At 34.0% G+C, this 12,691-nt stretch carries 10 protein-coding genes; all 10 read right to left on the reverse strand.

The features are described 5' to 3' along the window. Nucleotides 1–103: 103 nt before the first annotated feature. A complete protein-coding gene (locus ABWP60_RS06265; protein WP_353150082.1) occupies nt 104–598 on the reverse strand; it encodes a GNAT family N-acetyltransferase in 495 nt (164 codons plus the stop codon). Nucleotides 599–674: 76 nt separating this feature from the next. After that, nucleotides 675–983, reverse strand: a complete 309-nt coding sequence (locus tag ABWP60_RS06270) for a DUF3467 domain-containing protein (RefSeq protein ID WP_353150085.1) — start codon at nt 981–983, stop codon at nt 675–677. A 137-nt stretch (nt 984–1,120) separates the two neighbouring features. Next, the gene (gene rpoC, locus ABWP60_RS06275; protein WP_353150089.1) at nt 1,121–5,431 is read right to left on the reverse strand and encodes a DNA-directed RNA polymerase subunit beta'; all 4,311 of its coding nucleotides are present in this window, start codon (nt 5,429–5,431) and stop codon (nt 1,121–1,123) included. A 280-nt stretch (nt 5,432–5,711) separates the two neighbouring features. Further along, nucleotides 5,712–9,524: a DNA-directed RNA polymerase subunit beta gene (gene rpoB, locus ABWP60_RS06280; protein WP_353150092.1), complete on the reverse strand. Its 3,813-nt coding sequence runs from the start codon at nt 9,522–9,524 to the stop codon at nt 5,712–5,714. 259 nt (nt 9,525–9,783) lie between these two features. Then, complete coding sequence (gene rplL, locus ABWP60_RS06285; protein WP_353150095.1) at nt 9,784–10,155, reverse strand: 50S ribosomal protein L7/L12; 372 nt, start codon at nt 10,153–10,155, stop codon at nt 9,784–9,786. Nucleotides 10,156–10,211: 56 nt separating this feature from the next. Then, the gene (gene rplJ, locus ABWP60_RS06290; RefSeq protein WP_353150098.1) at nt 10,212–10,712 is read right to left on the reverse strand and encodes a 50S ribosomal protein L10; all 501 of its coding nucleotides are present in this window, start codon (nt 10,710–10,712) and stop codon (nt 10,212–10,214) included. A 22-nt stretch (nt 10,713–10,734) separates the two neighbouring features. Continuing rightward, complete coding sequence (gene rplA / locus ABWP60_RS06295) at nt 10,735–11,424, reverse strand: 50S ribosomal protein L1 (protein ID WP_353150101.1); 690 nt, start codon at nt 11,422–11,424, stop codon at nt 10,735–10,737. A 5-nt stretch (nt 11,425–11,429) separates the two neighbouring features. Then, complete coding sequence (gene rplK / locus ABWP60_RS06300; RefSeq protein ID WP_091309369.1) at nt 11,430–11,870, reverse strand: 50S ribosomal protein L11; 441 nt, start codon at nt 11,868–11,870, stop codon at nt 11,430–11,432. 65 nt (nt 11,871–11,935) lie between these two features. Then, entirely contained in the window at nt 11,936–12,487 is a 552-nt protein-coding gene (gene nusG / locus ABWP60_RS06305; RefSeq protein WP_353150104.1) for a transcription termination/antitermination protein NusG, read from the reverse strand. Nucleotides 12,488–12,493: 6 nt separating this feature from the next. Then, on the reverse strand, nt 12,494–12,682 hold the full coding sequence (gene secE, locus ABWP60_RS06310) for a preprotein translocase subunit SecE (RefSeq protein WP_291241155.1): 189 nt from the start codon (nt 12,680–12,682) through the stop codon (nt 12,494–12,496). Between the last annotated feature and the right edge of the window lie 9 nt (nt 12,683–12,691).

Below are 12,691 nucleotides of genomic sequence, written 5' to 3' on the forward strand. Positions count from 1 at the left end.
GTCTTCCGCTATATCTTTTTATTTTTTGTTACCTATTAAAACCTTAGACAACAAAAAACAAAAAGGATGCCGCTACAACCACTAACGCAAAATGCTGTTTTCATTAGAACAGATATTCCATTACGTAGTCGTCCATAACGTAACTATTTCCTATATCAATTACTTCCTCTTTTACATTAGTGAAACCTAATTTCTCATAGAAAAATTTAGCACTATTGTATTTATTAACATTTAAATAAATACCTTTCTGATTATTGGTTTTAGCGATTCTTAAAATTTCATCAATCATAAATTTTCCAAAGCCTTTACCTTGATTTTCTGGTAACAAATAAATTTTATGAATTTTAAGCCAGCTCTTTTCATTACAATTAAATTCGTAAGCTACAAAACCAACAACTTTGTTATCTTCAAAAAATAATTCAAAAATTTGACCCGCATTCATTTGATTTTCTAAATTTTCAACAGAATAAAAGGTATCCAACATATAATTTAATTGGTCTTTTGATAAGATTTCACCATAAGCAATTGGCCAAATAGCATAAGCCAAATCTTTGATAATGGCTAATTGGGTTTTATTTATTTTTTCTAAATGTATCATAATAATAAAAAGGCGATTACAAAAAAAAATGCAATCACCTTGAGATCTATAATTAAAAATTAAATACTATTCTTTACTATGCCTGACCAGTTGGCCCAAAATTTAGTGGTATTGGCGGATGCTCTTCCTCTTTTATTTGTCCGTGTGTGCTTTCAAAACGATGAATGTTTTCGTTTAATGCTTTTAATAATCTTTTAGCGTGTTGTGGTGTTAAAATAATTCTTGATTTTACTTTAGCTTTCGGAACGCCAGGCATTAAGGCAATAAAATCTAATACAAATTCGGTATTGGAATGGTTGATTATGGCTAAATTGGAATAGGTTCCTTCTGCTACTTTTTCGTCTAGTTCAATATTGATTTGACCTTCTTGGTTGTTGTTTTCCATTTTTATTGGGTATTGGATAATGAATAATTTCTAAATTTAGACTTTCGACTAATGCAATAATACAAAAACCTTTTGATTAAAAAAAAGCCTAACAGAAAAAATCTGCTAGGCTTTTTTGATATATTAAGAATTAAGAATTAGTAATTAAATTCTTCTTTTCCAGCCATTAATTCGCTGTATTCTTCTTTAGAACCTACAATTATGTGATCATAATCTCTCATACCTGTACCTGCAGGAATTCTGTGACCTACGATTACATTCTCTTTCAATCCTTCTAATGTATCAATTTTACCAGCAACAGCGGCTTCATTTAACACTTTAGTAGTTTCCTGGAACGATGCCGCAGAAATGAATGATTTTGTTTGTAACGATGCTCTTGTAATACCTTGTAAAACTGGTGTTGCAGTAGCCGTAATTACATCTCTTGCAGTAACTAAGTTTTTATCTTCACGTTTTAATAATGAATTTTCATCTCTTAATTCTCTAGGAGAAATAATTTGTCCTGGTTTTAAGCTTGAAGAATCACCCGCTTCTTCTACCACTTTCATTCCGTATAACTTATCGTTTTCTAGAATAAAGTCTGAAGTATGTGCTAATTGATCTTCTAAGAATAACGTATCTCCTGGATCTTGGATTCTTACTTTTCTCATCATTTGACGAATCACTACTTCGAAGTGTTTGTCATTAATTTTTACCCCTTGTAAACGGTACACTTCTTGAATTTCATTTACCAAGTACTGTTGTACAGCAGATGGTCCTTGAATTCTTAAAATATCTTCTGGAGTAATTGCTCCATCTGATAATGGTGTTCCGGCTCTTACGAAGTCGTTTTCTTGAACTAATATTTGAGCGGAAAGTTTTACTAAATATTTCTTAACATCTCCAAATTTAGATTCAATTGACAACTCACGGTTTCCTCTTTTTACTTTTCCGAAAGTAACTACACCATCAATTTCAGTAACTACAGCCGGGTTTGAAGGATTACGAGCTTCTAACAACTCGGTAATTCTTGGTAAACCTCCTGTAATATCACTAGCTTTAGAAGAACGACGAGGGATTTTAACAAGAATTTTTCCTGCTTTAATTTTCTCACCATCATCAACCATAAGGTGTGCCCCTACTGGTAAGTTGTATGATCTAATTAATTCTCCATCTTTACCATAAATATGTAAGGTTGGAATTAATTTTTTGTTACGACCTTCAGAAATTACTTTTTCTTGGAAACCTGTTTGCTCATCAATTTCAACCATGAATGATTGTCCTTGTTCTAAATCTTCATAAGCAATTTTACCTGTAAATTCAGATACAATTACTCCATTATAAGGATCCCATTTACAAATAGTAGCTCCTTTTTCTACTTTATCTCCGTCTTTCACAAAAATAGTAGAACCATAAGGAATATTATGAGTACTTAATAAAATACCTGTATTAACATCAAGTAATTTTAATTCGGTAGAACGAGAAATTACGATATCGATAGGTTTTCCATCTGCATCTTCACCTTTTACTGTTTTTAAATCTTCGATTTCTAATTTTCCAGCAAAACGAGCAGAAATTCCCGCTTCTTCAGAAATACCCCCTGCAACCCCTCCAACGTGGAACGTACGAAGTGTTAACTGTGTACCTGGCTCTCCAATTGACTGCGCAGCAATTACACCGACAGCTTCACCTCTTTGTGCCATTTTACCAGTGGCTAAATTACGACCGTAACATTTTGTACAGATTCCTTTTTTAGCTTCACAAGTTAATGCCGAACGCACTTCAACTTTTTCAATTGGTGAAGCTTCAACAGCTTTAACAATTGCTTCTGTGATGTGTTCTCCTGCATGAATTAAAATTTCAGAGTTAAATGGATTTACAACATCTTGTAATGCTACACGTCCTAAGATTCTTTCTCCTAATGTTTCAACAATTTCTTCGTTTTTCTTTAATGCAGAAACTTCTACACCTCTTAATGTACCACAATCAACAGAATTGATAATAACATCTTGAGATACATCATGTAATCTACGAGTTAAATATCCTGCATCGGCAGTTTTAAGAGCCGTATCCGCTAATCCTTTACGTGCACCGTGAGTAGAAATGAAGTATTCTAAAATTGATAATCCTTCTTTAAAGTTAGAAAGAATTGGATTTTCAATAATTTCACCACCACCTGCAGTCGATTTTTTCGGCTTAGCCATTAATCCACGCATACCAGTTAACTGACGAATTTGTTCTTTAGAACCCCTTGCACCAGAGTCAAGCATCATATATACCGAGTTGAAACCTTGTTGGTCTTCACGGATATTTTTCATAGCTAATTCTGTTAATTGTGCATTGGCAGACGTCCAAATATCAATTACCTGATTGTAACGCTCGTTATTTGTGATAAGTCCCATGTTATAGTTCATAGAAATACCTTCTACTTGTACACGAGCATCAGCAATTAATTGCGTTTTTTGTTCTGGAATACGAATATCACCTAAACTGAATGACAATCCACCTTTAAATGCGAATTTGTAACCCATATCTTTCATATCATCTAAGAAAGCTGCTGTAGTAGGCACATCCGTAACTGCTAAAATTTTACCAATAATATCTCTTAACGATTTTTTTGTTAAAACTTCATTTATATATCCTGCCGCTTCAGGTACTACTTCATTAAATAATACTCTACCTGCAGTAGTTTGAATAATTTGGTTTACTAACTCTCCATTTTCGTTAAAATCTCTTGCTCTAATTTTCACTCTAGCATTTAATTCTAATCTTCCTTCGTTTAAAGCAATATTTACTTCTTCCGCAGAATAGAAAGTTAATCCTTCTCCTAAAATAGTATGTTCAGGAGTTGATAAACGCTCTTTGGTCATGTAATACAGACCCAATACCATGTCTTGAGAAGGTACCGTGATAGGTGCTCCATTCGCAGGATTCAAGATATTATGAGACGCTAACATTAATAATTGTGCTTCCAAAATTGCTTCTGGACCTAAAGGTAAGTGAACCGCCATCTGGTCACCATCGAAATCGGCGTTGAATGCCGTACATACTAATGGGTGTAACTGGATTGCTTTTCCTTCAATTAACTTGGGTTGGAACGCTTGGATACCTAAACGGTGAAGTGTAGGCGCACGGTTAAGTAATACTGGATGTCCTTTGATAACATTTTCTAAGATATCCCATACTACTGGTTCTTTTTTGTCGATAATTTTCTTAGCCGACTTTACTGTTTTAACAATTCCTCTTTCGATTAACTTACGAATAACGAATGGTTTGTATAATTCAGCAGCCATATCTTTTGGCAATCCACATTCGAACAATTTCATTTCTGGTCCTACAACAATTACTGAACGCGCAGAATAATCAACACGTTTTCCTAATAAGTTTTGACGGAAACGACCTTGTTTTCCTTTTAATGAATCGGATAAAGATTTTAATGGTCTGTTTGATTCTGTTTTAACTGCAGAAGCTTTTCTTGTATTATCGAAAAGTGAATCTACCGCTTCTTGTAACATACGTTTTTCGTTACGTAAAATTACTTCTGGCGCTTTAATTTCCACTAATCTTTTTAAACGATTGTTACGGATGATTACTCTTCTGTATAAATCATTTAAATCTGAAGTTGCGAAACGACCACCATCTAAAGGCACAAGAGGACGTAATTCTGGTGGAATAACCGGAATTACTTTTAAAATCATCCATTCTGGACGGTTTTCTCTGTTTTTGTTAGATTCACGGAACGATTCAACAACATTTAATCTTTTTAATGCTTCTGTTTTTCTTTGTTTAGACGTTTCATTATTAGCGGCATGACGTAATTTGTATGATAATTCATCTAAATCTGTACGTGCTAATAAATCCATAATACATTCAGCACCCATTTTGGCGATAAATTTATTTGGATCGTTGTCATCTAAATATTGGTTTTCCATTGGTAAAGTATCCACAATATTTAGATATTCTTCTTCTGTTAAGAAATCTAATCTGTTTAATTCTTCTCCTTCTGGACCTTTAGCAATACCCGCTTGGATTACTACGTATCTTTCGTAGTAAATAATCATATCTAATTTCTTAGAAGGCAATCCTAAAACGTAACCAATTTTATTTGGAAGCGAACGGAAATACCAGATATGCGCAATTGGCACTACAAGATTGATGTGCCCAACTCTGTCTCTACGTACTTTTTTCTCGGTAACTTCTACCCCACATCGGTCACAAACGATTCCTTTGTAGCGAATTCTCTTATATTTTCCACAAGCACATTCGAAATCTTTTACTGGTCCGAAAATTCGTTCACAGAAAAGCCCATCTCTTTCTGGTTTGTGAGTACGGTAGTTGATTGTTTCTGGTTTTAACACCTCACCTCTTGATTCACCTAACATGGCTTCTGGCGATGCCAAACCAATTGTTATTCTGTTAAATCTTTTAACTCCTGTACTTTTGTCTTTGTTATTTCTATTATTCATCATAGTTTTTACTATTGATTTATGTGCAATTTAAAATTGATTCTTATTTAAGTCGAAAGTTTGAAAGTCAAAAGTCAAAAGTCGCATTAGACTTTCTGACATTAGAACTTTTTGACTTTGGACTTAAAAACTACCTCGGCTTACTTCTCTAAACTTCAACATTAACGTTGTAAGTGCTAGTTATATTTCTATAAAAAATCGGAACGGTTTACGGGTATAAATCCTAAAAACTCTTATAATAAGTACTCAGTCCCAATTGAATGGAACTGACTACAAATTTTATTTATTCTTCTAATCTGATATCTAAACCAAGACCTTTTAATTCATGCATTAATACATTGAATGATTCAGGTAATCCTGGTTCTGGCATAGTTTCACCTTTAACGATTGCTTCGTAGGTTTTTGCTCTACCGTTTACGTCATCTGATTTAACAGTTAAGATTTCTCTTAAAGTACTTGATGCACCGTATGCTTCAAGTGCCCAAACCTCCATCTCTCCGAAACGTTGTCCTCCAAATTGCGCTTTACCTCCTAAAGGTTGTTGCGTAATTAATGAGTATGGTCCGATAGAACGTGCGTGCATTTTATCATCAACCATATGCCCTAATTTAAGCATATAAATAACCCCTACAGTTGCCGGTTGATGGAAACGTTCTCCAGTTCCACCATCGTATAAGTACGTATGACCGAATCTTGGAATTCCAGCTTCGTCCGTATAGCCATTAATTTGATCTAATGAAGCACCATCAAAGATAGGCGTTGCAAACTTTTTACCAGTTCTTAAACCAGCCCAACCTAATACGGTTTCATAAATCTGTCCAATGTTCATACGAGAAGGTACTCCTAATGGATTTAATACGATATCTACTGGTGTTCCGTCTTCTAAGAAAGGCATATCTTCCTGACGAACGATTTTTGCAACAATACCTTTGTTACCGTGACGTCCTGCCATTTTATCCCCAACTTTTAACTTACGTTTTTTAGCGATATATACTTTAGCCAATTTTAAAATTCCGGCAGGTAATTCATCTCCAACAGAAATTGTAAATTTCTCTCTTCTTAGTACCCCTTGTAAATCGTTTAATTTGATTTTATAGTTGTGTACTAAATCGTTAATTAATGAATTGGTATGTTCGTCTGTAGTCCATTGTCCTTTTGTTAAGTGAGCAAAATCGTCTACCGCTTGTAACATTTTTTTAGTGAATTTTTTTCCTTTTGGTAATACTTCTTCACCTAAATCATTAATAACACCTTGAGATGTTTTCCCGTCTACTATTAAGAATAATTTATCAATTAACCTGTCTTTTAATTCGGTGAATTTCACTTCGAATTCCATTTCAAGTTTGTCTAAATCTTCTTTGTCTTTAGAACGCTTACGTTTATCTTTAACTGCTTTAGCAAATAATTTTTTATCTAAAACAACACCATGTAAAGATGGAGATGCTTTTAACGAAGCATCTTTTACATCACCTGCTTTATCACCAAAGATAGCACGTAATAATTTTTCTTCTGGAGTTGGATCTGATTCTCCTTTAGGTGTAATTTTTCCGATAAGAATGTCACCAGGTTTTACCTCTGCTCCAATTCTAATCATACCGTTTTCATCTAAATCTTTAGTAGCTTCTTCTGAAACGTTAGGAATATCATTTGTTAACTCTTCATTACCTAATTTAGTATCTCTAACTTCTAATGAATAATCATCTACGTGAATAGAGGTAAAAATATCATCTCTAACTACTTTTTCAGAAATTACAATCGCATCTTCAAAGTTATACCCTTTCCAAGGCATGAAGGCAACTTGTAGGTTTCTTCCTAAAGCTAATTCTCCGTTTTGAGTAGCATATCCTTCACAAAGTACTTGACCTTTTTCAACTCTTGTTCCCTTTATTACGATAGGTTTTAAGTTAATAGTAGTACTTTGATTGGTTTTTCTGAATTTGATTAAGTTGTATGTTTTTTCATCTTCATCAAAACTTACCATTCTTTGTTCGTCAGTACGGTCGTATTTAATGGTCACTTTATCAGCATCAACATACGTTACAATACCTGAACCTTCTGCATTAATAAGCACACGTGAATCAGACGCTACTTGTCTTTCTAAACCAGTTCCTACGATAGGAGCTTCTGGTCTTAACAAAGGTACTGCCTGACGCATCATGTTAGAACCCATCAAGGCTCTATTCGCATCATCATGCTCTAAGAATGGAATTAATGAAGCAGAAATAGAAGCAATTTGATTTGGTGCCACATCTGTATAATGCACTGCAGATGGTGAAACAACAGGAAAATCTCCCTCTTCACGAGCAATTACATTATCAGCGGTAATTTTACCTTTTGCGTCCATTTCAATGTTTGCTTGCGCAATCATTTTTCCTTCTTCTTCTTCTGCGCTTAAATAAACTGGAGTTGACTCTAAATCTACCACACCATCAGTTACCTTACGGTAAGGTGTTTCAATGAATCCCATTCCATTTACTTTTGCATATACACCAAGTGAAGAAATCAAACCAATGTTTGGTCCCTCAGGTGTTTCAATAGGACATAAACGTCCGTAATGAGTGTAGTGAACGTCACGAACTTCGAATCCTGCTCTTTCTCTAGATAAACCTCCAGGTCCAAGTGCTGATAAACGACGTTTGTGAGTAATCTCTGCTAATGGATTGGTTTGATCCATGAACTGAGATAACTGGTTGGTACCAAAAAATGAATTAATTACAGAAGATAACGTTTTTGCGTTAATCAGATCGATAGGTGTAAAGACTTCGTTATCACGCACATTCATTCTTTCACGAATAGTACGAGCCATACGAGCTAAACCTACACCAAACTGTGCGGATAATTGTTCCCCAACCGTTCTAACACGACGGTTAGATAAGTGGTCAATATCATCAATCTCCGCTTTTGAGTTAATTAATTCGATTAAGTATTTTACAATCGTAATGATATCTTCTTTAGTTAAAACTTGTTTATCCATAGGGATATCTAAGTTTAACTTTTTATTCATTCTATAACGACCTACATCACCTAAATTGTAACGTTGGTCTGAGAAGAATAATTTATCGATAATACCACGAGCTGTTTCTTCATCTGGCGGTTCGGCATTACGTAATTGTCTATATATGTGCTCTACAGCTTCTTTTTCAGAGTTCGTAGGGTCTTTTTGCAAAGTGTTGTGGATAATAGCAAAATCAGCTTGATTGCTATCTTCTTTGTGTAATAAAATTACTTTAACATCTGCTTCAATAATTTCTTCTACGTTTTCTTTATCTAAAATCGTATCACGATCTAAGATAATTTCGTTACGTTCAATAGAAACTACTTCTCCAGTGTCTTCATCTACGAAATCTTCATGCCATGTATTTAATACACGAGCAGCAAGTCTTCTTCCGATGAATTTTTTAATTCCAGTTTTAGACACTTTAATTTCTTCCGCAAGGTCAAAAATTTCAAGGATGTCCTTATCTCTTTCGAAACCTATGGCACGGAAAAGCGTAGTAACTGGTAATTTTTTCTTTCTATCAATGTACGCATACATGACGTTGTTGATATCGGTAGCAAATTCTATCCAAGAACCTTTGAAAGGAATTACTCTGGCAGAATATAATTTAGTTCCGTTTGCATGGAAAGATTGACCAAAGAATACCCCTGGTGATCTATGTAATTGAGAAACCACAACACGTTCTGCACCATTAATAACGAAAGTTCCGCTAGGTGCCATGTATGGAATTGTTCCTAAATATACATCTTGCACGATAGTTTCAAAATCCTCGTGCTCCGGATCTGTACAATACAACTTCAAACGTGCTTTTAAAGGAACGCTGTACGTTAAACCTCTATCAATACATTCTTCGATAGTATATCTTGGTGGGTCAATAAAGTAATCTAGGAACTCCAGTACAAATTGGTTTCTAGTATCCGTTATTGGAAAATTTTCCATGAAGGTATTATAAAGACCTTCGTTACCTCTTTCGTCTGATTTAGTTTCTAATTGAAAAAAATCTTGAAATGACTTCACCTGAATATCTAGAAAATCTGGATAATTCGGTATGTTTTTTGTCGAGGCAAAATTGATTCTTTCTGTTTGATTAGCAATCATCAATGGATAATATTTTTGATTAAAAAAAAGTAATTTTTGTGATAACACAACATTTATAAAATATTTTATACTTTTTTTTTACAACCAATACATCTTTAAAAACAAATAAAATTTATTTTTTTTCTTCGTATTGATTTAAAAAAACATTTTTCGATACAATATAATTTTTTAAAAACTATAAATTTTATTATACGAAAAATGGTTTAGGTCGTTGGAAGCAATCTCCAAGACCTAAACCTGTATTATAAACTGAGTGAGATTATTTTAACTCAACAACAGCTCCTGCTTCTTCTAAAGCTTTCTTAAGCCCTTCAGCTTCATCTTTAGAAACTCCTTCTTTAATATTTGATGGAGCAGCATCTACTAAATCTTTAGCTTCTTTAAGACCTAAACCAGTTAATTCTTTAACCGCTTTAACTACTCCTAATTTAGAAGCACCAGCTTCTTTTAATACTACTGTAAATTCTGATTGCTCAGCACCAGCACCAGCATCACCACCACCAGCAGCAACTACTACAGCTGCAGCAGCTGGTTCGATACCATACTCATCTTTTAATATTGTAGCTAATTCGTTAACTTCTTTAACTGTTAAATTAACTAATTGTTCTGCGAATTGTTTTAAATCTGCCATTTTTTCTATCTTTAATGTGTTTAAAATATGTAATTTATTAAGTGCGTTTTGTTTTGTTATTCTGCAGCTTCACCTTTAGTTTCAGCATGTTTTAATAAAGCTGAAAGTATACGTTTAGCTGGAGATTGTAATAATCCGATGATTTCACCGATAACTTCTTCTCTTGATTTAATAGCTACTAAGCTATCTAATAGTTCGTCACCAATGTAAACTTCTTGATTAATGTAGGCTCCTTTAAAAACAGGTTTTTGTCCTTTTTTACGGAATTCTTTAATAATTTTTGCAGGACCATTAGCGGTATCTGCAATCATTATAGAAGTATTTCCTTTTAAAGTTGACGATAAATCTCCATAGTCGTTGGCAGAAACCTCCATAGCTTTAGCTAATAAAGTATTTTTTACAACTTCTAATTTGATTCCTGCTTTAAAACAAGCTCTTCTTAAGTCTGAAGTAGTTCCTGCATCAAGTCCAGAAATGTCTGCTAAATACACAACATTCACATCTGCTAACTGTGCAGTTAAATCTTCAATAGCAATTGATTTTTCTTCTCTAGTCATACTAAATATATTTAACTACCAATTATACTGCTTTAGGATCTAAAGCGATAGCAGGACTCATAGTACTTGTTAAGTGAATAGACTTAATATAAGTACCTTTCGCTGCAGTTGGTTTTAATTTGATTAATGTTTGAACAATTTCGTGTGCATTGTCATAGATTTTATCCGCATCAAAAGATACTCTACCTATTCCTGCATGAACGATACCAGTTTTATCAACTTTAAAGTCAATTTTACCAGCTTTTACTTCTTGAATTGCTTTAGCAACATCCATTGTTACTGTACCTGTTTTAGGGTTTGGCATTAAACCTCTTGGTCCTAAAACACGTCCTAATGGACCTAATTTACCCATAACAGCTGGCATAGTGATAATTACATCAACTTCTGTCCAACCATCTTTTATTTTTTGAAGGTAGTCATCTAAACCAACGTGGTCTGCACCTGCTGCTTTAGCTTCCGCTTCTTTATCTGGAGTAACTAAGGCTAAAACTCTTACATCTTTACCTGTACCGTGTGGTAATGCAACCACACCTCTTACCATTTGATTTGCTTTTCTTGGATCTACTCCAAGTCTAACAGAGATATCAACTGATTCATCAAACTTTGCAGAAGCAATTTGTTTGATTAATACTGAAGCATCTTTTAAAGAATATAATTTATTCTTTTCAATTTTTGCTGCAGCTTCTTTTTGCTTTTTTGTCAATTTTGCCATATCTCTTATTTTAGAGGAGAATCTCCAGTTACAGTTATACCCATAGATCTAGCTGTTCCAGCAATCATACTCATTGCAGCTTCCATTGTGAATGCATTTAAATCTGCCATTTTATCTTCAGCGATTGCCTTAATCTGATCCCAAGTAACACTTGCTACTTTTTTACGATTAGGCTCTCCTGAACCAGACTTTAATTTTGCAGCATCCATTAATTGAACTGCAGCAGGTGGAGTTTTTACAACGAAGTCAAAAGACTTGTCTTTATATACAGTAATTTGTACTGGACATATTTTGCCAGGTTTATCTTGTGTTCTAGCATTAAATTGCTTACAGAACTCCATGATGTTAACCCCAGCAGCTCCCAAAGCAGGTCCAACCGGTGGCGACGGGTTCGCAGCACCTCCCTTAACTTGTAGTTTAACTACTTTACTAACTTCTTTAGCCATTTTTAAAATTTTTACATTAATCAGTGGAAGCGGATTAATGCGGGTTTATATATATGTAACAAAAATTATACTTTTTCAACTTGCATAAAACTTAATTCTAAAGGTGTTTTTCTTCCGAAAATTTTAACCATTACTTCAAGTTTACGCTTTTCTTCATTTATTTTTTCAATAGTTCCATTGAAGCCATTGAAAGGACCGTCAATAACTTTAACAGTTTCATCAATTGAGAAAGGAATATTAACGTTTTCTGTGGTTACAGATAATTCGTCTACTTTACCTAGCATTCTGTTTACTTCAGCAAGTCTTAACGGAACCGCTTCACCACCTTTTGTTTCGCCTAAAAAACCGATAACACCAGTAATAGATTTAATGATATGCGGTATTTCACCTGTTAAGTTTGCTTCAATCATAACATAACCTGGGAAATATACTCTTTCTTTTGATATTTTTTTTCCGTCTTTTACTTGTACTACTTTTTCAGTAGGCACAAGAACTTGAGAGACATAATCAGCCATTCCCACACGATTAACTTCCTGCTCTATATAAGCTTTAATCTTGTTTTCTTGCCCGCTTACCGCTCGAACGACATACCATTTCTTTACGTTATTGTCAGCCATTTTGTATTAACCTTTTAACAAATTAAAGAAACCGTTTAACACTTTTGTAAAGGTTAAATCAATACCCCAAGTTGCTAAAGCAAATATTACTGAAAATAATGCTACAACGATAGTGTATTTTTGAACTTCTGCCCATTCTGGCCAAGTTACATTTGATTTTAATTCTTCGAATGCTTCAGAGAAATATTTTAACATGATATTTAC

It is taken from the genome of Flavobacterium sp., from assembly GCF_040402895.1.
GTDB lineage: Bacteria > Bacteroidota > Bacteroidia > Flavobacteriales > Flavobacteriaceae > Flavobacterium.